25 protein-coding genes are annotated in these 22,307 nt (G+C 67.4%); 11 read left to right on the top strand and 14 right to left on the bottom strand.

The genetic code is table 11. The features are described 5' to 3' along the window. Position 1: 1 nt before the first annotated feature. On the top strand, positions 2–514 hold the full coding sequence (locus tag AC07PA_RS19140) for a GNAT family N-acetyltransferase (RefSeq protein WP_494610008.1): 513 nt from the start codon (positions 2–4) through the stop codon (positions 512–514). A gap of 127 nt (positions 515–641) precedes the next feature. Here the strand turns inward: AC07PA_RS19140 and AC07PA_RS19135 are convergent, their stop codons facing one another. Together AC07PA_RS19135 and AC07PA_RS19130 are read right to left on the bottom strand one after the other, a co-directional pair. Then, positions 642–935 carry a DUF4148 domain-containing protein gene (locus tag AC07PA_RS19135; protein WP_145693723.1) on the bottom strand — a complete coding sequence of 98 codons (294 nt, stop codon included), beginning with the start codon at positions 933–935 and terminating at the stop codon, positions 642–644. Positions 936–995: 60 nt separating this feature from the next. Next, positions 996–1,289, bottom strand: a complete 294-nt coding sequence (locus AC07PA_RS19130; protein ID WP_007857805.1) for a hypothetical protein — start codon at positions 1,287–1,289, stop codon at positions 996–998. A gap of 438 nt (positions 1,290–1,727) precedes the next feature. Between AC07PA_RS19130 and AC07PA_RS19125 the strand changes: the two genes are divergently transcribed. The 9 genes from AC07PA_RS19125 to AC07PA_RS19085 all read left to right on the top strand — a co-directional run bounded on the left by AC07PA_RS19125 (position 1,728) and on the right by AC07PA_RS19085 (position 11,698). Then, positions 1,728–3,059, top strand: coding sequence for an ABC transporter substrate-binding protein (locus AC07PA_RS19125; protein ID WP_145698074.1), 1,332 nt, complete (start codon positions 1,728–1,730; stop codon positions 3,057–3,059). 139 nt (positions 3,060–3,198) lie between these two features. Continuing rightward, entirely contained in the window at positions 3,199–4,059 is an 861-nt protein-coding gene (locus AC07PA_RS19120) for a carbohydrate ABC transporter permease (RefSeq protein WP_007859036.1), read from the top strand. 13 nt (positions 4,060–4,072) lie between these two features. After that, positions 4,073–4,918: a carbohydrate ABC transporter permease gene (locus AC07PA_RS19115; protein WP_007859034.1), complete on the top strand. Its 846-nt coding sequence runs from the start codon at positions 4,073–4,075 to the stop codon at positions 4,916–4,918. A 48-nt stretch (positions 4,919–4,966) separates the two neighbouring features. Next, entirely contained in the window at positions 4,967–6,010 is a 1,044-nt protein-coding gene (locus AC07PA_RS19110) for an ABC transporter ATP-binding protein (RefSeq protein ID WP_494610006.1), read from the top strand. Then, positions 6,007–6,741 carry an SDR family oxidoreductase gene (locus tag AC07PA_RS19105; protein ID WP_494610005.1) on the top strand — a complete coding sequence of 245 codons (735 nt, stop codon included), beginning with the start codon at positions 6,007–6,009 and terminating at the stop codon, positions 6,739–6,741. The genes AC07PA_RS19110 and AC07PA_RS19105 overlap by 4 nt, the downstream gene beginning before the upstream one ends. A 28-nt stretch (positions 6,742–6,769) precedes the next feature. Further along, positions 6,770–8,179, top strand: a complete 1,410-nt coding sequence (gene dalD / locus AC07PA_RS19100) for a D-arabinitol 4-dehydrogenase (RefSeq protein ID WP_494610004.1) — start codon at positions 6,770–6,772, stop codon at positions 8,177–8,179. A gap of 30 nt (positions 8,180–8,209) precedes the next feature. Then, a complete protein-coding gene (locus AC07PA_RS19095; protein ID WP_007859027.1) occupies positions 8,210–9,148 on the top strand; it encodes a helix-turn-helix domain-containing protein in 939 nt (312 codons plus the stop codon). Positions 9,149–9,180: 32 nt separating this feature from the next. Continuing rightward, positions 9,181–10,653, top strand: a complete 1,473-nt coding sequence (gene xylB / locus AC07PA_RS19090) for a xylulokinase (RefSeq protein ID WP_494610003.1) — start codon at positions 9,181–9,183, stop codon at positions 10,651–10,653. Between the two features lie 19 nt (positions 10,654–10,672). Beyond that, a complete protein-coding gene (locus tag AC07PA_RS19085; RefSeq protein ID WP_494610002.1) occupies positions 10,673–11,698 on the top strand; it encodes a PfkB family carbohydrate kinase in 1,026 nt (341 codons plus the stop codon). Positions 11,699–11,703: 5 nt separating this feature from the next. Here the strand turns inward: AC07PA_RS19085 and AC07PA_RS19080 are convergent, their stop codons facing one another. The 12 genes from AC07PA_RS19080 to AC07PA_RS19025 form a co-directional block, all read right to left on the bottom strand. Next, complete coding sequence (locus AC07PA_RS19080; RefSeq protein ID WP_494610001.1) at positions 11,704–12,321, bottom strand: hypothetical protein; 618 nt, start codon at positions 12,319–12,321, stop codon at positions 11,704–11,706. A gap of 89 nt (positions 12,322–12,410) precedes the next feature. Further along, the gene (locus tag AC07PA_RS19075) at positions 12,411–13,013 is read right to left on the bottom strand and encodes a GNAT family N-acetyltransferase (protein WP_494610000.1); all 603 of its coding nucleotides are present in this window, start codon (positions 13,011–13,013) and stop codon (positions 12,411–12,413) included. A 40-nt stretch (positions 13,014–13,053) separates the two neighbouring features. Next, entirely contained in the window at positions 13,054–14,148 is a 1,095-nt protein-coding gene (locus AC07PA_RS19070; RefSeq protein ID WP_494609999.1) for an ABC transporter substrate-binding protein, read from the bottom strand. 107 nt (positions 14,149–14,255) lie between these two features. Continuing rightward, positions 14,256–15,602 (bottom strand): LLM class flavin-dependent oxidoreductase, encoded by a 1,347-nt coding sequence (locus AC07PA_RS19065; RefSeq protein WP_494609998.1) that lies wholly within the window; start codon positions 15,600–15,602, stop codon positions 14,256–14,258. A 93-nt stretch (positions 15,603–15,695) separates the two neighbouring features. After that, positions 15,696–15,917 (bottom strand): TOBE domain-containing protein, encoded by a 222-nt coding sequence (locus AC07PA_RS19060; protein WP_145698063.1) that lies wholly within the window; start codon positions 15,915–15,917, stop codon positions 15,696–15,698. Between the two features lie 67 nt (positions 15,918–15,984). After that, a complete protein-coding gene (locus AC07PA_RS19055; protein WP_494609997.1) occupies positions 15,985–16,236 on the bottom strand; it encodes a hypothetical protein in 252 nt (83 codons plus the stop codon). A gap of 16 nt (positions 16,237–16,252) precedes the next feature. Continuing rightward, complete coding sequence (locus AC07PA_RS19050) at positions 16,253–16,444, bottom strand: hypothetical protein (RefSeq protein ID WP_007859012.1); 192 nt, start codon at positions 16,442–16,444, stop codon at positions 16,253–16,255. A 138-nt stretch (positions 16,445–16,582) separates the two neighbouring features. Beyond that, on the bottom strand, positions 16,583–17,020 hold the full coding sequence (locus tag AC07PA_RS19045) for a DoxX family protein (RefSeq protein ID WP_007859010.1): 438 nt from the start codon (positions 17,018–17,020) through the stop codon (positions 16,583–16,585). 199 nt (positions 17,021–17,219) lie between these two features. After that, the gene (locus AC07PA_RS19040; protein ID WP_007859008.1) at positions 17,220–18,023 is read right to left on the bottom strand and encodes a DNA/RNA non-specific endonuclease; all 804 of its coding nucleotides are present in this window, start codon (positions 18,021–18,023) and stop codon (positions 17,220–17,222) included. A 136-nt stretch (positions 18,024–18,159) separates the two neighbouring features. Further along, the gene (locus AC07PA_RS19035; RefSeq protein ID WP_494609996.1) at positions 18,160–18,630 is read right to left on the bottom strand and encodes a GNAT family N-acetyltransferase; all 471 of its coding nucleotides are present in this window, start codon (positions 18,628–18,630) and stop codon (positions 18,160–18,162) included. Between the two features lie 14 nt (positions 18,631–18,644). Further along, the gene (locus AC07PA_RS19030) at positions 18,645–20,066 is read right to left on the bottom strand and encodes an FAD-binding oxidoreductase (protein ID WP_007859004.1); all 1,422 of its coding nucleotides are present in this window, start codon (positions 20,064–20,066) and stop codon (positions 18,645–18,647) included. A gap of 103 nt (positions 20,067–20,169) precedes the next feature. Further along, the gene (locus tag AC07PA_RS19025) at positions 20,170–20,610 is read right to left on the bottom strand and encodes a DUF2069 domain-containing protein (RefSeq protein WP_007859003.1); all 441 of its coding nucleotides are present in this window, start codon (positions 20,608–20,610) and stop codon (positions 20,170–20,172) included. Between the two features lie 232 nt (positions 20,611–20,842). Here AC07PA_RS19025 and AC07PA_RS19020 point away from each other — a divergent pair, with 232 nt between their 5' ends. After that, complete coding sequence (locus tag AC07PA_RS19020; RefSeq protein WP_494609995.1) at positions 20,843–22,108, top strand: YihY family inner membrane protein; 1,266 nt, start codon at positions 20,843–20,845, stop codon at positions 22,106–22,108. Positions 22,109–22,307: the final 199 nt, after the last annotated feature.

The following is a 22,307-nucleotide window of genomic DNA, read 5'->3' as shown; positions in this document are numbered from 1 at the left end:
CATGACCTCTTCGCCCGCCCCGATCACCATCCGCCCCCTCATGCCCGCCGATTGGCCAGCCGTCTGGCCTGTGCTCCAGGCCACCTTCCAGGCGGGCGACACCTATGCCTTCGCGCCCGAGAGCAGTGAAGCCGAGATCCACAGGGCCTGGGTGGAACTGCCCGCCGCCACCTTTGTCGCGTGTGGCGCCGAGGGGCAGTTGCTGGGCACCTATTTCATCAAGCCCAACCAGGCCGGGCTAGGCGCCCATGTGTGCAACTGCGGCTATGTGGTGGCGCCGGCCGCGCAAGGGCAGGGCGTGGCTTCGCTGATGTGCGAGCACTCCCAGCAGCAGGCCATGGCCATGGGATTTCGGGCCATGCAGTTCAACCTGGTGGTGGCCAGCAACGTGCGTGCCGTGCGGCTGTGGCAGCACCTGGGCTTTGCGATCGTGGGCACGCTGCCGGGCGCCTTCAGGCACCACACGCTGGGCTATGTCGATGCCCACGTGATGTTCAAGACCCTGTTGGCCTGAGCGGCGGCTGATGTCAAAAAAAGGGCTCCCGCATGGGAGCCCTTTCAGGGAGTCAGGGGAAACACTTCCACATGGTGGCGGTGCCCACGACCGTGAGACACCACCACCATGGGAAGGCCCGCATTCTTTACAGGGCGCTGATTTCGCCCGAAGGGATCTGGCCCAGGCGCACGGCTTCGGCGGCTGCGGCACGCACGGCAGCACGGTCGGCCGTGGACTTGTAGGTCACAACGCGCGAACCAGCGGGCTCGATGCTGCGGGTCTGTGCCACGGTAGCGGCTTCTGCAGCCACTTCAGCGCGGGTGCGGTTCGTGTCGAACTTCAGGGCGAACTGCGAGCTGTCGGCTTCGTCAGCGTGGGCACCAAAAGCGGAGAAAGCAGCCACAGCGGCAATGGACAGGAAACGTGCGGTCTTGTTCATGGTGATCTCGATTCTTTGTTTATTGATTGGGTAGGGGGTCGGTTCAGTCCGGGGCGCTGATTACAGAGCGCCGATTTCGCCGGAGGAAATCTGGCCGGTGCGCACAGCGTCAGCAGCCTGGGCACGCACGGCAGCGCGGTCGGCCGTGGACTTGTAGGTCACGACACGCGAACCAGCGGGCTCGATGCTGCGGGTCTGGGCCACGGTAGCGGCTTCAGCGGCCACTTCGGCGCGGGTGCGGTTGGTTTCGAACTTGGTGGCGAATTGCGAAGCGTCGGCTTCGTCGGCGTAAGCACCGAAGGAAGCGAAAGCGGCAACAGCGGCGATGGAGAGGAAGCGTGCGGTCGTGTTCATGATGAAAATCCTTAAAGTGAAAAAGCGTCTCAAAAAAACCGGAGAGAAAACAACTTCAGACCGGGTTCGGTGAGTCGCCTTGCGGGTTCGGCTCATCGATGGGTTGAACTGTACGCCTGGGGTGTTCAGAGAAAAACTACCAAGTCGCGAACTGACTGTTCCAGTTTTGGAAATAGTCGACCGCGTACGGGAGGTGCATGGACTCCCGGTGCAGGCCGCTCTCTGCTGGGCAAGGCAGGCACCGCAGGCCCGACAATGCACATACCCAGTTGACTCATCTAGGTATAAATCCTGAGATTCTGGCGAAAATTAGTATGTGTATGGGTTTTCAAAGTATCAACTGAGCATCAGAGCATCGGTATCGTTCAGGCCATCAATGCCAGCCATCCGACCGGCGTTGAATGGCAGATCCATACCAACTACGCAGGAGACGTTTCGATGCCCCGTTCCACCCGTCCACACACCCGCCTGGCCCTGGCCGTAGCCGCCCTGGCGGCATCGCTGTGCGGCGCCGCTGCGCATGCGCAGACCGAGCTCGTGATTGCCACCGTGAACAACGGCCACATGATCGAGATGCAGAAGCTCTCCAAGAACTTCGAGCAGGCCAACCCCGACATCAAGCTCAAGTGGGTCACCCTTGAAGAAGGCGTGCTGCGCCAGCGCGTGACGACCGACATCGCCACCAAGGGCGGCCAGTTCGACGTGATGACCATCGGCATGTACGAAGCCCCCATCTGGGGCAAGAAGGGCTGGCTGCAGGAGCTCAAGACCGACGCCGCCTACGATGTGGACGACCTGCTGCCCGCGGTGCGCAACGGCCTGTCGATCGATGGCAAGCTGTTCGCCGCACCGTTCTACGGCGAAAGCTCGATGCTGATGTACCGCAAGGACCTGGCCGACAAGGCCGGCGTACAGGTGCCCGAGCGCCCCACCTGGCCCCAGATCAAGGACCTGGCCGCCAAGATCCACGACCCCAAGAACGGCGTGTACGGCATCTGCCTGCGCGGCAAGCCGGGCTGGGGTGACAACATGGCCTTCCTGACCACGCTGGTCAACACCTTCGGCGGCCAGTGGTTCGACATGCAGTGGAAGCCGCAGCTCGAATCCAAGCCCTGGAAGGATGCGATCACCTTCTACGTGGACCTGCTCAAGAACTACGGCCCACCCGGCTCGTCGGCCAACAGCTTCAACGAGATCCTGGCGCTGACCAACTCCGGCAAGTGCGGCATGTGGATCGACGCGACCATCGCCGCATCCTTCGTGAGCGATCCCAAGCAGTCCAAGGTGGCCGATCAGATGGCCTTTGCCCAGGCACCCACCATGAACACGCCCAAGGGCGCCAACTGGCTCTGGTCGTGGAACCTGGCCATCCCCGCCGGTTCGAAGAAGGTGGATGCCGCGCAGAAGTTCATCACCTGGTCCACCAGCAAGGAGTACGTGCAGCTCGTGGCCAAGACCAACGGCTGGGCCAACGTGCCCACCGGCACGCGCAAGAGCACCTACGCCAGCCCCGAGTTCCAGAAGGCGGCCCGCTTTGCAGCGGCCGAGAAGGTGGCCATCGACTCGGCCAACCCGACCGATTCGACCCTGCCCAAGAGCCCGTACGTGGGCGTGCAGTTCGCGGCCATTCCTGAGTTCCAGGCCATCGGCATCGCCGTGGGCCAGCAGATGAGCGCAGCCCTGGCCGGCAAGACCAGCGTGGACGCGGCGCTCAAGGCCAGCCAGGTGTCGGCCGATCGCGAAATGAAGAAGGGCGGCTACTACAAGTAAGCCGCTGGCCGGCCACCGAGGGCTGATCGGGGCCCGCGACTCCTCGCTGCGCGCATGTGCGGCGGGGAGTTTCGGCCTCCAGGTCCTTGGCACCGGCTTCTACCTTGTCTGGCGACGCCAGATTTCTCCCGGGATTCCCATGAACCGCCTGCTCCCCCGCCTGCTGCTCACGCCAGCCATGGCCACGCTCTTCCTGTGGATGATCGTGCCGCTGGTGATGACGATCTACTTCTCGCTGATCCGCTACAACCTGATGCAGCCGGACCAGACCGGCTTTGCCGGGCTGGAAAACTTCGAGTACTTCGTCACCGATCCTTCGTTCGGCACGGCGGTGGTCAATACGCTGCTGCTGCTCGGCAGCGTGATCCTCATCACGGTGGTGTTCGGCATCGCCATCGCACTGCTCATCAACGAGCCCTTCGCGGGCCGGGGCATCGTGCGGGTGCTGCTGATCTCGCCATTCTTCGTCATGCCCACGGTGAACGCACTGATGTGGAAGAACATGATGATGAACCCCATCTACGGCGTACTCGCCCAGGTGTGGATGTTCTTCGGCGCGCAGCCGGTGGACTGGCTCACCGACCACCCGCTGTTCTCGGTCATCGTCATGGTCTCCTGGCAGTGGCTGCCGTTTGCCACGCTGATCTTCATGACCGCGCTGCAGAGCATGAACCACGAGCAGCTCGAAGCCTCGCGCATGGATGGCGCCAACTACCTGCAGCAGCTGCGCTACCTGTATGTGCCGCACCTGGCGCGCTCGGTGGCCGTGGTGGTGATGATCGAACTCATCTTCCTGCTCAGCATCTTCGCCGAGATCTACACCACCACCGGTGGCGGCCCGGGCGATGCGAGCACCAACGTCACCTTCCTGATCTTCAAGCAGGCGCTGCTCAACTTCGATGCGGGCGTGGCCTCGGCCGGCGCGCTGTTCGCGGTGGTGCTGGCCAACATCGCGGCGGTGTTCCTGATCCGCATGGTCGGCAAGAACCTCGACAAATAAACGAAGCACCACCATGACCGCATCTGCCCGACGCCGATCCTCCTACCCCCTGGGCCTCTTGGCCCTGCGCACCGTGGCCGCCTGGGGCGTGGCCCTGCTGCTGTTCTTCCCGCTGGCCTGGCTGTTGCTCACCGCGTTCAAGACCGAGCTGCAGGCCATCGCGGTGCCGCCGCAGCTGTTCTTCATCCCCACGCTCGAAAACTTCCACGAGGTGCAGGAGCGCAGCGACTACCTGCTGTACGCCAAGAACTCGGTCATCACCAGCGTGCTTTCCACCGTGGTGGGGCTCATGCTGGCTGCGCCGGCGGCGTATGCCATGGCCTTCTTCAAGGGCAAGTACACCAAGGACATCCTGATGTGGATGCTCTCCACCAAGATGATGCCCGCCGTGGGCGCGCTGGTGCCCATCTACGTGCTGGCGCAAAAGAGCCACCTGCTCGACACGCAGCTGGCGCTGATCATCGTGTTCGCGCTGTCCAACCTGCCCATCATGGTGTGGATGCTGTACTCGCACTTCAAGGACATCCCGCGCGAGATCCTGGAGGCCGCGCGCATGGACGGCGCCACCCTGTGGCAGGAGGTGCGCCTGGTGCTGCTGCCCCTGGGCATGGGCGGCCTGGCGTCCACCGGCCTCCTGTGCCTGGTGCTGTCATGGAACGAGGCGTTCTGGAGCCTGAACCTGAGCGCCGCCAAGGCCGGCACGCTGGCCACGCTGATCGCTTCGTACTCCAGCCCCGAGGGCCTGTTCTGGGCCAAGTTGTCCGCCGCCTCGCTGATGGCCATCGCGCCCATCGTGGTCTTTGGCTGGTTCAGCCAGAAGCAGCTCGTTCAGGGCCTGACCTTCGGTGCGGTCAAGTAAGCGCTGCAGTTTTTCTCCCAGTTTTCAAGATTTCAGGAACCCGATTCCATGGCCTACCTTCAACTGCGCGGCATCGAGAAATTCTTTGGTGAGCACCGCGCCATCAAGGGCATCGACCTCACCATCCAGCAAGGCGAGTTCATCGTCTTCGTCGGCCCCTCGGGCTGCGGCAAGTCCACGCTGCTGCGCCTGATCGCGGGGCTGGAGAACATCGACGGCGGCTCGCTCATGCTCGATGGCCGCGACATCACCGACCAGCCTTCGAGCAAGCGTGACCTGGCCATGGTGTTCCAGAGCTATGCGCTGTACCCGCACATGAGCGTGTACGAGAACATGAGCTTCGCACTCAAGCTCGCCAAGGTCGACCCGGCCATCGTGCGCGAGAAGGTCGAGCGCGCCGCGGCCATCCTGAACCTCACCACCTACCTGGAGCGCACGCCCAAGGAACTCTCGGGCGGCCAGCGCCAGCGCGTGGCCATCGGCCGTGCCATCGTGCGTGCGCCCAAGGTGTTTCTGTTCGACGAGCCGCTGTCCAACCTCGACGCGGCCCTGCGCGGCCAGACCCGTGTGGAGATTGCCAAGCTGCACCGTGACCTGGGCGCTACCACCATCTACGTGACGCACGACCAGGTGGAGGCCATGACCCTGGCCGACCGCGTGGTGGTGCTGCGCGACGGGCTCATCGAACAGGTAGGCACGCCGCTGGAGCTGTACGACCGCCCGGCCAACCAGTTCGTGGCCCAGTTCATCGGCACGCCGCAGATGAACGTGGTGCCCTTGCAGCAGTTGCCCGCGCCGGTGCAGCAGCAGGCCCCGGCGGGTGCGGCGGGCGGCGCCATCGGCCTGCGCCCGGAAAACATCGCCGTGCGCAACGCCGGTACCACGCCGGTGGGCGGGCAGGTGGACCTGGTCGAAGCGCTGGGTGCCGAAACGCTGATCTACGTGAGCACGCCCGGCGGCGCGCAGTTCGTCTCGCGCCAGAACGACCGCACCGGCCTGCGCGCGGGCGATGCCGTGAGCCTGGACATCGACGCCTCGCAGGCGCACTGGTTCGATGCGGCAGGCCACGTCGTGGCGGGGCAGGGCGCGTGACCGCCGTGCATCCCCTGCAAGGCCAGGTGGCCGCCGTCACCGGCGCGGCATCGGGCATCGGCTTTGCCAGCGCAAAGGCGATGGCGGATGCCGGCGCGCGCGTGGTGCTGATCGACCGCGATGAAGCGGCCCTGGCCAAGGCATGCGCCGCCATCGGTGAGCAAGCGTCGCCGCTGGTGCTGGACCTGCTGGACGCCAAGCAGTGCGCAAGCCTGCTGACGCGCACGCTGGCCATCGCGGGCCAGCTCGACGTCTTCCACGCCAATGCCGGGCTCTACGTGGGCGGCGACCTGGTCGATGCCGACCCCGATGCCATCGACCGCATGCTGCAGCTCAATGTCAACGTGGTGATGAAGAACGTGCACAACGTGCTGCCCCACATGATCGGGCGCGGCCGCGGGGACATCATCGTCACGAGTTCGCTGGCCGCCCATTTCCCCACGCCGTGGGAGCCCGTCTACGCCTCCTCCAAGTGGGCGGTGAACTGCTTCGTGCAGACCGTGCGCCGCCAGGTGTTCAAGCACGGCATCCGCGTGGGCGCCATCTCGCCGGGCCCGGTCATCACCTCGCTGCTGGCCGACTGGCCTGCCGAAAAACTCGAAGAGGCCAAGGCCAATGGCAGCCTCATCGAGGCCGCCGAGGTGGCTGAGGTGGTGCTGTTCATGCTCACCCGCCCGCGCGGCATGACCATCCGCGACGTCGTGATGATGCCGACCAATTTCGACCTCTGAGATCCCCATTTTTTCGCATCCACGCACCATGAATTTCATCCTGCACCTGGGCCTGGGCTCGTTCCACCGTGCCCACCAGGCCGTCTACGTCCACCAGCTGCGCCAGCAGGGCGATACAAGTTGGGCCATCGTGGGGGGCAACCTGCGCCCCGACATGGCCGAGACCATTGCCGCGCTGCAGGCCCAGGGCGGGCGCTATACGCTGGAGACCGTCACGCCCCAGGGCGAGCGCAGCTACACCCGCATCGAATCGATTGAGCGCGTGATTCCCTACCAGGACGACCTGGCCCCGCTGATCGCCGCCGGTGCCGATGCCGCCACGCGCATCGTCTCGTTCACCGTGACCGAGGCCGGCTACTACCTGGATGCAGCCAACCAGCTCGACTGGGCCAATTTCCCGGACCTGCGCGCCGATCTCGCAGCGGTCCAGGCCGGCCAGGCGGGCCACAGCATCTACGGCGCCCTGGTGGGCATCCTGCGTGCGCGCATGGCCGCCGGTGCCGGCCCCTTGACGCTGATGAACTGCGACAACCTGCGGCACAACGGCGAGCGCTCGCGCGGCGGCCTGCTGCAGTTCATCGACGCGCTGGGCGATGCCGCGCTCAAGGCCTGGGTGCAGGAGCACACCAGCAGCCCCAACGCCATGGTCGACCGCATCACGCCGCGCCCCACGCCGGACGTGGCCGAGCGCGTGAAGGCCGCCACCGGCTGGGACGACCAGGCCGCGCTCATGGGCGAGAGCTTCATCCAGTGGGTGATCGAGGACCGCTTCATCGCCGGGCGCCCTGCATGGGAGGCGGTCGGCGTGGAGATGGTGGACTCGGTGCAGGCCTACGAAGAGGCCAAGATCCGTTTGCTCAACGCCACCCACAGCTGCATCGCCTGGGCGGGCACGCTGGCGGGCTACCAGTACATCCATGAAGGCACGCACGACGCCGCCATCCGCCAGATGGCCTACGACTACGTGACCGACGACGCGATCCCGGTGCTCCACACCCCAGAGCAGCCATGCCCCATCAACCTGGAGCAGTACCGCGACGTGGTGCTGGACCGCTTTGGCAACCCCGCCATCGCCGACACCAACCAGCGCGTGGCCATGGACGCGTTCTCCAAGATCCCCGGCATGATCGCGCCCACCATCCGCGACCAGCTGGCGCGCAATGGTTCGTTCGACAGCGTGGCCATGCTGCCCGCGCTGTTCCTGGCCTACCTGCAGCGCTGGCATGCCGGGCAGATCCCCTACGCCTACCAGGACCAGGCCATGGACCCGGCCGTGGCCCACGCGATCTGCGATGCGGCCGACCCGGTCGCCGCGTACGCCGCCGATGCGACGCTGTGGGGCGAGATGGCCTCGGACCCACGCCTGGTCGCTACGCTGCGCAGAGCCTACGCCCGGGTGCAGGCTTTCGTGGCGGAACGTGCAAAATCACCGGGGTAAGTGGAGCAGCCTGCCCCCAGGAATGACGCCATGACCGTGAAGACCACGCCTGTCTCCCCGCGCCAGACCAAGCCCGAGCTGGAGCACGACTATGTGCGCTCGCCCGAGCTGGGTTACGAGCCGCCCGAAACAGCGGGCTTCATCCGCTGCCTGTCGCACGGCTTTCCCACGCCGCTGGCGCGCTGGCACTACCACGACGAGTACGAGCTGCACCTGATCACCGCCACCTCGGGCAAGGTGTTCGTGGGCGACTGGATCGGCCAGTTCCAGCCTGGCCACCTGGTGCTGACCGGGCCGCGCCTGCCGCACAACTGGATCAGCATGGACCTGCCCGAAGGCGGCGTGCCGCTGCGTGATCTGGTGATCCAGTTCTCGCATGCCCCGCTCATGGCCAGCAGCGAGAGCATCCCCGAGCTGCGCGAGGTGCTGCCCCTGCTGGAGCGGGCCCGCCACGGCATCGAGTTCTTTGGCATGGAGGCACAGGCGCAGGAGCATTGGCACCGCATCAAGGCGCGCCAGGGGCTGGCCCGGTTCGGCGCGTTCTGCGAATTTTTGAGCGACCTGGCCCGCTGTACCGACTTTCGGCTGCTGTCGAGCACGCAGCTGCAAAGCGAGGACAACGACACCCAGCTCGACCAGATCAATGCGGTGGTGAGCCGCATCACCGACCACCTGGCCGAGCCCCTGTCGGCCGCCGACCTGGCGCAGGAGCTGGGCATGACCGAAAGCCGCTTCTCGCGCTTCTTCCGCCGGGCCACGGGCAACACCTTCACCGACTTCGTGAACCTGGTGCGCGTGAACCGCGCCTGCCAGTTGCTCATGGAGTCCGAGCGCTACATCACCCACATCGCCTACGACGTGGGCTTCAACAACATGGCCAACTTCAACCGCCGCTTTTTGGACATCAAGGGCATGACGCCCAGCGAATACCGCAAGCAGGGCGCCGGCCGGTTCGGGATCAAGGCATGACAGCACTTCTCCCACTGCTTCAGGAATAGTGCATGTACCTGGGTATTGACTTGGGCACCTCGGGTGTCAAGCTGCTGTTGTTGGGAGAGGACCAGCAGGTGCACGCCGTGGCCGATGCCCCCGTGCCCCAGCACCGCCCCCAACCCGGCTGGAGCGAGCAGCACCCGGCCCACTGGCTGGCGGCCACCGAGGCCGCCGTGCCGCAGCTGCGCGCCCAGGCACCTGCCGCCTGGGCCCAGGTGCGCGGTATCGGCCTGTCGGGCCACATGCACGGCGCCGTGGTGCTGGGCGCGCAGGGTGAGGTGCTGCGCCCCGCCATCCTCTGGAACGATGGCCGCGCCGCGGCCGAATGCGCCGAGCTGGAGCAGGTTGTGCCCACCTCGCGCGAGATCACCGGCAACCTGGCCATGCCCGGCTTCACGGCGCCCAAGCTGCTCTGGCTGCGCAAGCACGAGCCCGAGGTCTTTGCACGCACGCGCAGCGTGCTGCTGCCCAAGGACTGGCTGCGCCTGCAGCTCACGGGCGATGCGGTGAGCGACATGTCCGATGCGTCGGGCACCCTGTGGCTGGACGTGGCGCGCCGCGACTGGAGCGACACCCTGCTGGCCGCCTGCGGCCTGACCCGCGCCCATATGCCGCGCCTGGCCGAGGGCAGCGATGCCACCGGTGTGCTGCGCGCCGATGTGGCTGCCCGCTGGGGGCTGCCCGCCGGTGTGGTCATGGCCGGCGGCGGCGGCGACAACGCCGCCAGCGCGGTGGGCGTGGGCGCACGCCAGGCAGGGCAAGGCTTTGTCTCGCTGGGTACCTCGGGCGTGGTGTTCCGGGTGTCCGAGCGGTTCGCGCCGGCCACCGAAAGCGCCGTGCATGCGTTCGCCCATGCGCTGCCAGGGCGCTGGCACCAGATGGCTGTGATGCTCAGCGCGGCCAGTGCCTTTGGCTGGCTGGCCCGCATCACCAGGCAGTCCGAGGCTCAGCTGTCCGCCGCCGTGCAGGGCATGGATCTGGCGCGCCATGCACAGGCCCCGATCTTCTTGCCCTACCTGAGCGGCGAGCGCACGCCCCACAACAACGCGGCCGCCACCGGCGTCTTCATGGGCCTGCGCGCCGAGCACGGTGCCACCGACATGGCCTGCGCCGTGATGGAGGGCGTGGGCTTCGGCCTCATGGACGGGCTGCAGGCCATGCAGGCGGCCGCTGGCGAGGCGGTGGGATCGTCGGACGCATCCCTCGCCCTGGTCGGCGGTGGTGCCCGCAGCGATGCCTGGGCCCAGTTGCTGGCCAGCGGCCTGGGCTGCCCGCTGGAGCGGCCCGAAGGTGCCCATGCCGCCGCCGCCCTGGGCGCCGCGCGCCTGGCCGCCATGGCCTGCGGTGGCGACGAAGCCCTGTGGTGCCTGGGCCTGCCAGCAGAGGCCCGCTTTACCCCCCAGCCTGCGCAACAGGCCCTGCTGCAGGAGCGCCATGCGCGCTTCAAGGCTCTGTACCCTGCGCTGCTGCCCCATTTCTGAACCGTTCGTTCTTTCAACCATGTCCACACCCTCTCCCGTGCAGGTCGCCATTGCCGGCGAAGCGCTGATCGATCTCATCCGCCGTGCCGACGGCCACTACGAGCCCTGCCTGGGCGGTGCGCTGTACAACCTGGGCCGGGCGCTGGCGCGCCAGGGCGTGGGCACGCAGTACCTCAACCCCCTGTCGCGCGACCGCTTTGGCCGTGAACTCGCGGCGCAGCTGGTGGCGGACGGGGTGCAACTGGCCCAGCCCATCCCTGTGGGTGAAGTCACCTCGCTGGCCGTGGTCAACCTCACCGAACAGGGCCACCCCGACTACGCCTTCTACCGCGAAGGTGTGGCCGACCGCACCGTGACGGCGCCAGGGCTCGGCGCCGCCTGTGCCGCCCATGGCGGCGCACTGCAGGTGGTCTGCACCGGCGCCCTGGCCCTGGATGCGCGCGATACCGCCATCTACCTGCCCTGGCTGCAGGCCCAGCGCGCGGCCGGCCGCTGCGTGGTGGTGGACGCCAACCTGCGCCCTTCCGTCATGCCCGACCTGCCGGCCTACCGGGCCCAGGTGCATGCGGCCCTGGCCGAGGCGCACCTGATCAAGGCCAGCGACGAAGACCTGGACCACCTGCAGGTGTCCGGCACCGGGCCACTGGCCCGTGCCCGCCACCTGCTTGCCGCCAACCCGCGCGCCCGCCTCATGGCGCTGACGCTGGGCGGCGAGGGTGCCTGGCTGCTTCGGCAGGGAGAGGACGGTGGCCAATGGTTCGCGAAGGAGGCCGAGCCGCTGGCCGTGGTCGATACCGTGGGTGCTGGTGACAGCTTTCTCGCGGGCCTGCTCGCTTACCTGTTGCGCGCGCAGGCGCAGCAGGGCACGCTGGCACCCGTCGGCATGGCAGACTTCATTGCAGCCCTGCCTGCTGCTACCTACCAGCAGGCCCTGCACCATGCCCTGGCCAGCGCCAGCCTGTGCGTACAGGAGCGTGGTTGCGTACCGCCCAGCTGGCAGGCCGCACAGGACTGGGCAGCAGCCCACCCCGTGCGGCAGGGCTGAGGCGCTCAGCGCTCCGTGCGGACCCGGTTCCCCCGGTTGTCCAGCATCTCCAGGATCCACCACTGCACCTGGTCGGCTTCGATGAAGCGCATGTGTGAGGCGATGTCCAGCAGCAGCCCGGCATCCAGGTCGAGCAGGTTCTCTGCGTAGGCCACCAGGTCGTCGGCGCGCTCGATGAACTCGAAGCCGTCGTGGTCGAACTCGAACACCTTGCCGGCCTCGTCGCCCTCCAGCACCATGAGGATGTAGTTGCCCGTGCGCGGGCTCTCGCCGATGGCCGTGCAGTGGTCTATCCATTGCGGCAGGATCTCCGCGCGCTCTTCGTCGTCCAGGTGCTCGATCCAGTCGTTGAAATCGTCGTGCATCACGGCCCATTGGCTCGGGTGCACGATGTGCTTGGCGGCTTCTCCGGTCAGGGCATCCACATAGAACAGAACGCTGCCGAAGGTGCCGTAGAACTCGGCCAGGCGGCCCACGGCGGGCAGGCCGGCGTTGTCGCCGGGCGGGGTCGCCGTGTGGGCAAAGTGCACGGACTTGGTCTGTTGCGGCAGGTGGTTGATCCGCTCGCAGGTGAATTCCCCGCGGTGCGAGGTGACGGCGTGGAAGAGGTCAGGCAGGTGCATGGGAAGGGGCGCAGGTGACAATCCTTGAAGCCTCTATTCTGATGGAGGCATGGACGTGCACGATGACCATGCGATGACCCCGGGTCCCCCTACCCGTGGGCTGCGCGCAGCATGATCGTATAGGGGGCGCCTGTCACGGGCTCCAGGTGCGAGGCCAGGGCGCGGAACCCCATCCGGGCGTAGAAGCTTTCGTTGCGTGCGGAAAACGTCTCCAGGTAGCAAGCCGCGCCTGCCTGGTCTGCCGAGGCCAGCGCGGGCGCCAGCAGCCGGGCGCCGAGCCCCTGGCCCTGGGCGGCAGGGGCGATGCCCAGGATCGACAGGTACCAGGCGCCCGCCAGCTCGGCGCCGCTGGCGCGCGGGCCCATGAAGGCAATGATCCGGTGGTAGTTGTCCATGCCGCGCGGGCCCAGCACGGCCGCTAGCTGCGCCTCCTTGGCGCGTGCGCTGGCCGCTTCGGCTTCAGGTGGACGGGGCAGGCTCCAGATGGCCATGCCCAGGCGCGGATCGTCGGGCGTGTGGCACAGGCCGCCATGCTGCGCCTCGCGCACGGCGCAGTCCAGGTAGTGCTGCAGCACCGCGAGGCGCGCAGCCGCATCGTGCGCGAAATCGATGGTGACGGCCTGGTAGAACGGATCGTCGATCAGCGATGCCGCCAGGGCCGGCGTGGAAGGATGAAGGGGCGGTGTGGACATGGGCGCGGACCTTACCAGACCCGCACGGTGGTGTCCCGCCTCAGGACCCGGGCTGCGCGTAGGCCTCTTCGAAGAAATAGTCCTTCCACGAGGCGGCCTTGTTCTTGAGCACGCCGAGCTTTTCCAGCTCGTCGGCATAGACGAAGGTGCGGTGCGGCGACACGGTGAAATCGTTCTCCGGGTCTTCCACGATCTTGCGCACCAGCTCGGGCGCGAGCTTGGACTTCTGCACGCGGATGAAGATGTCGGCGGCCTTGGCCTTGTCGGCCTTGATGATCTGCGCGGCCTCGACCAGCGCGGCGTAGAACGCCTTGTAGGTCTTGGGGTTCTCGTCGTGGAACTTCTGCGTGGTGTAGAGCACGTTGAACGTGGCCGGCCCACCCAGGATGTCGTAGGAACTGATGAGCTTGCGGACGTTCTTGTTGGCGGCCAGGGCCTGGTAGTAGAACGGCGCGCTCGAGAAGTGCGTGTTGATCTCGGTGGCACCCGCGATCAGCGCGGCCGTGGCCTCCGGGTGCGGCAGGCTCACCGAGATCTTGTCGAAGCGCTTGAAGTCGTCCTTGCCGAACACGCGCGCCGTCTCGATCTGCAGCGTGCGCGACTGGAAGCCCACGCCCGCAGCTGGCACAGCAATGCGGTCCTTCTCGCCCAGGTCCTTCAAGGTCTTGACCGTGGGGCTGTTGGTCAGCAGGTAGTTGGGCAGCGAGCCCAGCGCCGCCACGGCCTTCACATTCTGCTTGCCGCGCGTGCGGTCCCACAGCGTGAGCATGGGCGGCACGCCGGCGGACACCACGTCCAGCGACCCGGCCAGCAGCGCCTCGTTCATGCCCGTGGCGCCCGAGATGGCGGCCCACTCCACCTGCACATCCAGGCCCTGCTGCTTGCCATGCTTTTCGATGAGCTGCTGGTCGCGCACCACGTCCAGGATCAGGTAACCGATGCCGAACTGCTGCGCAATGCTGATCTTGCCCTCGGCCTGCGCGGCCAGGGGCGCCAGGCCGAGCAGAGTGGCGGCTGCCAGCGCGAGGGTGCGCCGGACCAGCGAAGGCCGGGTGCGCTGTGCGGCTTGCCGTGCCTGCGTGTTCGTTGCCCGTGCCACCAGGCCTGTGTCTTGTTCCTTGCCCCATCCTGCCATGTCGTTTCCCTGTTCAGTCGTTCGTTCGTTGGTCCAAGCGGCAGACTCTAGGGCCGAGCCGGGTGTGCGGGAACGAATGAATCGTGCATACCTAACAACCAATTCATCTATGCAAGCCGCCGCACCGCAGGGTGCGCCGGCCGCGCCAGGCCCAGGTGCTCGCGCAGCGTGCGGCCCTGGTACTCGGTGCGGAACAGGCCGCGGCGCTGCAGCTCGGGGATCACCAGCTCGGCAAAGTCCTTGAGGCCGTGCGGCAGGGTGGGTGCCAGCACGTTGAAGCCATCGGCCGCGCCGGTGGTGAACCAGTGCTCGAGCTGGTCGGCAATGGATTCGGGCGTGCCGACGATGGTCCAGTGCCCGCGCGCGCCGGCCACCTTCTCGTAGAGCTGGCGGATGGACAGGTTCTCGCGCCGGGCCATGCCCTCGAAGAGTTCCTGGCGGCTCCGCCAGCCCTCGGTCACCGGCAGGTCGTTCGGAAACGGTCCGTCGATGTCGTAGCCCGACAGGTCCACATTGCCCAGGAAGGTGGAGAGCAGGCCCACGCCCAGCACCGGGTCGATCAGGCCCTGCAACTGATCGAACTTGTCCTGCGCCTCCTGCTGCGTGCGCCCGACGAAGGGCGAGATGCCGGGCAGGATCTTGAGCTGCTCGGGCGTGCGGCCATGGGCGGGCAGCCGTGCCTTGAGGCCGCTGTAGAAGGCCCGTGCCTCGGCCGCACTCTGCTGCGCGGTGAACACCACCTCGGCCGTGGCGGCGGCCAGGTCCTGCCCATCGCCCGAGGAGCCGGCTTGCACCAGTACCGGGTAGCCCTGGGGCGCGCGCGGCGTCTGCAGGCCGCCGTGCACCTTGTAGTGCTCGCCCGTGTGGGCCACGCGGTGCAAGCGGGCCGGGTCGAAGAAGCGGTTGGCCGCCTTGTCGTGGATGAAGGCCTCGTCCTCCCAGGTGTCCCACAGGCCCTTGACGATCTTCACGTACTCGTGCGCCCGGGCATAGCGGTGCGCATGCGCGAGCTGCTGCTCCAGTCCGAAGGCGCGCGCCTCGAAATCGCTGCCCGAGGTGACCAGGTTCCAGCCGCTGCGCCCGCCGCTCACCTGGTCCAGTGACGCGTACTTGCGCGCCAGGTGGTAGGGCGGCAGGTAGGTGGAAGACACCGTGGCCACCAGGCCGATGTGCGTGGTGGACTGCGACAGCGCCGCCAGGCTGATGAGCGGATCGAGCGGATACCACAGGGCGTTCTTGGCCACCACCTCGTCCGGCGGGCCGGGCAGGCCCACGTTGTCGGCGAAGAAGATGGCGTCGAACTTGGCGGCCTCGGCGATGCGCGTCCATTCCTTGAGCGACTCGATGCGGCCGGCCGCAGCCGGGTCCACGTCGGGGTGGCGCCAGGCGGCCAGGTGGTGGCCTACGCCAAAGAAGAAGGCACCGAGGTGCATCTGGGGACGGGGAGTGGTCATGGTGGGCAGTGGAGCAACGACCGCGCCCGCCACCCCCTGGAAGGGAGTGCGGGCGCAGACTGGAACGAGGGCGTGGCGGGTGCCGCCGCCGCCTCAGAGTTTGGCGATGGAGACTTCGGTCGACTTGACCAGGGCCACCACCTCCGAGCCCACCACGAGCGAGAGCTCATCGACCGAGCGTGTGGTGATGACGGAGGTGACGATGCCGTAAGGCGTCTCGACGTCGACCTCGGAGACGACGGAGCCGCGGATGATCTCGCGGATCTTGCCGCGGAACTGGTTGCGGACGTTGATGGCCTTGATGCTGGATGACATGGGGTGTGCCTTGTGGGTCAAAGGGGTGGAGGTAGGTTGCGCCAGGGCGTGCGCCGCAAGGGGCCGCTCACCATGAATGCGCCAGAAGAGGGCGGGGCAAGGAGGCCGCCAGGGAGGCGCGTGCCGCCTGCGCTGCAGCCGCCACCTGGGCCTCTGTGCGCCGCAGCACCCGCGTGCGCACATGGCCGTGCGGCGCGCGGCGTGCCAGTGCCGCGGGGGAGTCTGGTGCCACGCCCCAGGCCTGCGCCGTCAGGGCCAGCACGCGGCGTGCCTGCGCTGCGGGTGATGCCGGTGGAAGAAGAGCGTCGTCGCGGGCCATGGCGAGGGGTCTGGATTCAGGCGCGGGCCGCCGTGCCCGGGCTGCCTGGCTGCACCGGCTGTGCCTGGGCGGAGGTGGCGACCAGAAAGCCCGCGATCAGCGCGACCGCGCACACCACGAGCGCACTGATGGCCAGGTTGCGCAGCGCCTTCCAGAAGGCGCCGTCGGGCGGACTGAGGTCGATGTCTTCGGTGGTCACGGGCAGCATGGCGCAGGCTCCAGGTTCGTCGTCGTCGCAGGCAAGCGGTGTGGCGCGATTGTCGGAAGCGGGTGGCCGCAATGGAACGACTTTTGCGTCAGTTGCATATAGCCAAATCAACCGAGTGAGCGCGGGGGGCGTGGGGGCTCAGGCGCTTACGGGCAGCGGTGCCTGCGTGGGCACCCTGGTGCGGCGCGCATCGATGCTCCAGGGCCCTGCGCCAGCGGCCGCGATGTACAGGAACACGAAGGAGAACAGCACGGCGGCCTCGCCCTGGTTGAGCGAAGGCGCCAGCACATGTCCCTTGGTGGCATGGCCGATGAAGTAGGCGAATGCCGTGAGGCCCGAGAGCACGAAGGCCGTGGGCCGCGTGAACAGGCCCACGAGCAGCAGCACCCCGCCCACCAGCTCCAGGATGCCGGCCAGGCCGAGCAGGGAGACGATCTGCAGGTTGTCGAAGTACGCAACGTGCGGAAAGCCCAGCAGCTTGGCCGAGCCGTGCTGGATGAGCAGGAAGGCCGAGATGATGCGCAGCACGGACAGCGCACGGGGCGCCAGGAGTTCGGGGTGGCGAAGCAGTGACATGGTGAAGTCCTTGCGTTGGGAGGAGAGACGAAGGGGCCGGCGCCTGGTTCCCCTGTTGGCACCGACCCGTGTCATTCTGCGCAGGCAGGCCAGCGCCTCCAACGAAGGAATGCGAGTTTGCAGATGCGGTTTTTGTTGGCCGCTATGCCGCTCCTTCCTCGCTCCTCCCTCGCCCCTCCCGGTCTGCGGACGGCGCCCGTCAGTGCGCCGCCGCCAGGGCCGGCAGAAACTCCACCCCCGTCCTCTTCACCAGCTCCTGGTAGCTGATGGGCGGGCCTGCCCGCTCGCCCGCGCGGTTGGCCTGCCAGTGCGCCCAGGCGCGCTGCGTGCTGGCGTCGTACACCAGCTTGAACAGGTAGGCCGGCACGCGCACCCGGTTGCCACCGATGGTGGGACTCTCGGCGGTGAAGACCGGGCCGGTGATCACGTACACGTCGCCCCGGGCACGCAGCACATAGCGCCGCGTGTCCTGCTCGATGCGGGCCCAGGGGCCGCCGTTCTGCTTGGGGTCCTGCGGCACCATGTTGGCCAGCGAGAAGCTCTGCGCCATGGCCGTGGGGGTGGACATGTCCGCCGCCGGTGCCATGTGCCCGCGGCTGTAGCCCGAGCGCTTGTAGTCGTCGAGCTCGGCGCGTTCGCCGCGGGGCAGGCGGGCGTCGGCAAAGAACTTGTCGGCGCGTTTTTCGTCCGCGCCCTCCAGCACCTGGCGGTTCAGGCGCTGGGCCACGTAGACCGGTGTGCGCGTCTCGCCGCTGTGCAGCACGGCAAAGGCCTCATAGCACAGCTCGCGCTGCAAGGCGCGGCGCGGCGCGGGCGGCGGCTTGCCGCCCGCGAAAAACTGCGGGCAATGCCCGAAGCCCGTGGGCTGCGTGCTGCGCAGGCCGGGGATGCTGTCGAGAAAGGTGGAGGGAGTGCGGGCGAGGGAAGGGGCGACGGCGCCAAGGACCAGCGCCAGGGCCGTGGCCCCACGCGCGGCGCGGGGCCAGGAAAAAAGCAGATTCAAAACAGGGTGTCAAAGCAGCGAAAAGGGCGCTGATTGGACCACCGTGGCGGGCCTGTTTTGGCCTTGCGGGCCGTAATGTTGAAAGGTTTTTCTGTCGCTTGCAGGGCTTACGTTTGGAGGCAGGACAGCAGGCCCGTCAAAGCTCTTTCGCGTAGACGATGAAGCCGTGGTGTTTGGCCACCTTGTCGTACAGCGCGCGACCTGCCGCATTGCCCTCCTGCGTCTGCCAGTACACGCGCGACGAGCCGGCCGAACGGGCCTGTTCGTACACGGCGTCGATCAGCAGGCGGCCGACGCCACGCCCGCGCGCGGCCTCGCGGGTGAACAGGTCGCTCAGGTAGCAGACCGGTTCGATGCGCGTCATGCTGCGGTGGTACAGGTAGTGGGTCAGGCCCAGCAGGGCGCCGCTGCTGGCTTCCTCTTCGGCCACCAGGCAGTGCACCGGCTCGGAGGGGTCGAGCAAGCGCTGCCAGGTGTTCGCTGTGATGTGCTCGGGCAGGGCGGTGGCGCCAAAGCGGCCGTAGAAGGCGTTGTAGCCGTCCCAGAGCGGGCGCCATGCAGCGTAGTCACTCGCCGTGACGGGGCGGACGTTCACTGGGGTCGCCATGCGAGGTGCTCCAGTCAGCGGTTGAGCACGCGCCCGGGGTTCATGATGCCCTGTGGGTCCAGCGCCTGCTTGACGGCGCGCATCATCGACAGCGCCACGGGCGACTGGTACTTTTCGAGCTTGTCGGCCTTGAGCTCGCCGATGCCGTGCTCGGCCGAGAAGGAGCCGCCGAACTCGGCCACCGCGTCGTACACCAACTGGTGCACATGCTCTTCGTGGTCGCGCAGGAAGGCCTTGGGATCGCCTTCCACGGGCGCCTGCACGTTGTAGTGCAGGTTGCCGTCGCCCAGGTGGCCGAAGTTGACCAGGCGCACGCCCGGGATCTCGCGGCGCAGCACGGCGTCGGTGTGGGCCACGAAGGCAGGGATGCGCGAGATCTGGATCGAGATGTCGTGCTTGATGTTCAGGCCCTCTTCGGCCTGCGCCAGCGGGATGTTCTCGCGGATGTGCCACAGCTGCTGGGCCTGCGCGAGGTTCTCGGCGACCACGGCGTCGGTCACGCAGCTGGCCTCGAACGCCGTCTCCAGCAGTGCCTCGAAGCGGCCGCGGGCGTGCTCTTCGGATTCGCTGTCGGAGTTTTCGAGCAGCACGCACCAGGGCGCGTTCTCGTCACCCAGGAAGGGCACGCGCAGCTGTGGCATGTGCTTGCCCACCAGGCTCAGCGCAAACTGGCCCATGACCTCGAAGCCCGTGAGGCCCGCACCCAGGTGCTTGTGCGCCAGGCCCAGCAGGGCCACGGCGTGCTCCATGGAGGGCACGGCCGCCCAGGCCGTGAGGCGTGCGGCGGGCTCGGGGTAAAGCTTGAGCGTGGCGGCGGTGATGATGCCCAGCGTGCCTTCGCTGCCGATGAACAGGTCGCGCAGGTCGTAGCCGGTGTTGTCCTTGCGCAGGCCCTTGAGGCCGTCCCAGACCTCGCCCTGGGCGGTGACGACTTCCAGGCCCAGGCACAGGTCGCGCGCATTGCCGTAGCGCACCACCTGCGTGCCGCCGGCATTGGTGCCCAGGTTGCCACCGATGGTGCAGCTGCCCTCGGCCGCGAGCGACAGGGGGAACAACACGCCCGCGTTCTGCGCCACGTCCTGCAGGTTCTGCAGGATGCAGCCGGCCTCCACCGTCATGGTGAGGTTGTCGGTGTCGACGCTGCGCACGGCGTTCATGCGCGTGAGGCTCAGCACGATCTGCGTGCCGCTGTCGTCGGGCGTGGAGCCCACCGCCAAGCCGGTGTTGCCACCCTGCGGCACGATGGCCGTGCCGGCCGCGGCGCAGGCCTTGACCACGGCGGCCACTTCCTGCGTGCTGGCGGGGCGCACCACGGCCAGGGCCTTGCCGCGCACGCGACGGCGCCAGTCCTGCTCCCAGGCGGTCAGGTCGCCGTCGGTCAGCACATGGGCCGGGCCGACCAGGGTGCGCAGGGTGTCGAGGAGGGTGGTGGTCATGTCGTTGGCCTTTCGTCTACAGCGGTCAGGGCTGCTGCCGGGGCGGGCGCCAGGGCATTGATTGCAGCGTGATGGTGGATTGTCGGGTGGGGCTTGTACCGTGTCAGGTGGCGGGTGAGGACAGCGCCTGCTGCCCTTCCTGTGATTCTCTGGCGGCTGCCATGGCCATGGCCTTGGCGTTGCGCTGGCGCAGCCGCACGTGCAGCGTGCAGGCCGTGAAGAGCACCAGGCACAGCAGCACCTCGGCCCAGGCCAGCCACTGCGAGGGCGGCTTGTCACCCCAGCCGCGCACCACGCCTTCGGTGAAGTACAGCCAGATCACCAGGCTCACCCAGCGGTAGGTGTACATGCGGTTCTTGAGCAGGCCGGCCAGCGGAATGCACAGCGGCAGCGCCTTCAGGGCGATCCACGAGCCACCGGGGCGCACGGGGGCCAGCACCAGCTCCCAGGCCAGGCACAGCACGATCAGTGCCATCACGCTGCCCGTGGCGGCCCAGCGGGTGGCAGCGATGGCGTGGTCGGAGACGGGAAGGGGAGCGGTCATCGGTGGTGGTGCAGCAGTGGCAGTCGGTGGATGGTGGCGCAGAGGCTCAAAAACGTTCGGAGGGTCCGGGTGCGATGGGCGGGCTTGGTGGGCAATCCCTTGTCATTGTGCTTGCGGCCCGCCGCGTACTTGGGCCCACAATGCGCGGTGTATGTCGCCTGCCCGCATTCATTGCGATGCAGCGTTTTCGCACCCCCTGTGGCCCCTTTCCGGGCCTAGGATCATATCGGCCATGCCCTTGACCTTGCAGACTGTAGCCTTGCGCATCGAAGCGCTGATCACGCAGCTGTCGCATTTCCCCTGGAAAACGACGGCCCTGACCCTGCGCGAGCGCTTTCGCGAGGACCACCTGGGCCTGACAGCCAGCAGCCTGACCTTCACGACCACGCTGGCGCTGGTGCCTTTCTTCGTGGTGGCGCTGGCGGTGTTCACCGCGTTCCCCATCTTCGGCAAGGTGCAGGACGTGCTGCAGCGCTGGCTGGTCGACAGCCTGGTGCCCGACAGCATCTCGCGCCAGGTGCTGGGCTACCTCACCCAGTTCGCGGCCAAGGCCAGCAGCCTGGGGGTGGCGGGCTTCAGCATCCTGCTGGCCACGGCGCTGGCCCTGATCCTCACCATGGACCGCACGCTCAACGACATCTGGCGCGTGCGCCGCCTGCGCCCCCTGGGCCAGCGCGTGCTGATCTACTGGGCCGTGATCACCCTGGGCCCGCTGCTGCTGGGCGTGAGCCTGGCCGTCACCTCGTACGTCATGTCGGCATCGGGCGGGCTGGTGAAGGCGCTGCCCAGCGGCGTGCAGCTGCTGTTCGATTCGATCCAGTTCTTCGTGCTGGCCGGCTGCATGGCGGCGCTGTACCACTACGTGCCCAACACCCCCGTGAAATGGCGCCACGCCTGGGCCGGCGGCCTGTTCGTGTCGGTCTGCATCGAGCTGGCCAAGCGGGTGCTGGCGATCTACCTGAGCAATGTGCCGACCTATTCGGTGGTGTACGGCGCGTTCGCCACCCTGCCCATCCTGCTGGTCTGGATCTATGTGGCCTGGGTCATCGTGCTGCTGGGTGCGGTGGTGACCGCCTACCTGCCCAGCCTGCTGGCCGGCGTGGCCCGGCGGGGCACCGTGGCGGGCTGGAACTTCCAGCTCGCGGTGGAGGTGCTGCAGGAGCTGTACCTGGCGCGGCGCCATGCGCAAAAGGGCTTGCGTGCGAGCGAGCTGGCGCTGTTGCTGCGGCTCGATGTGCTGCAGCTCGAGCCTGTGCTCGATGCGCTGCTGTCTCTCGATTGGGTCGGGCAGATCAACGATGCCACCAGCGACCCCGATGCGGCGGATGTGGCTGAGCCGCGGTACCTGCTGCTGGTGGATCCTTTGGCTACTTCGGCCGAGCCGCTGGTGGAGAAGTTGCTGTTGGAGCGGGTGGAGAGTCTGGGGTCGTTCTGGAGCTGTGCGGGGTTGGAGAGGATGAAGGTGGCGGATTTGCTTCGGGGGGCGGTGCGGGGGTGAGCTTGTTTCGTCGATTGTGGTTGCTGCGTGCTTTGGTTGAGGGCGAAGGCCGGGATGTGCGCCCGGCGGCGCAGTAACTTTCTCTTGCGTCGCCAAGAGAAAGTCACCAAAGAGAAGGCGACCCCGCTGCCCGTGTCCCCCTCGCACTGCGTACGAGGGGGCAGCCTGCGATGCTCGGTCCTGGGGTGTGCCGCAGAAC

Source organism: Acidovorax sp. GW821-FHT09B03, assembly GCF_059418305.1.
Note: the sequence above shows the minus strand (reverse complement) of the source record. Positions and strands in the feature narration are given on the sequence as shown.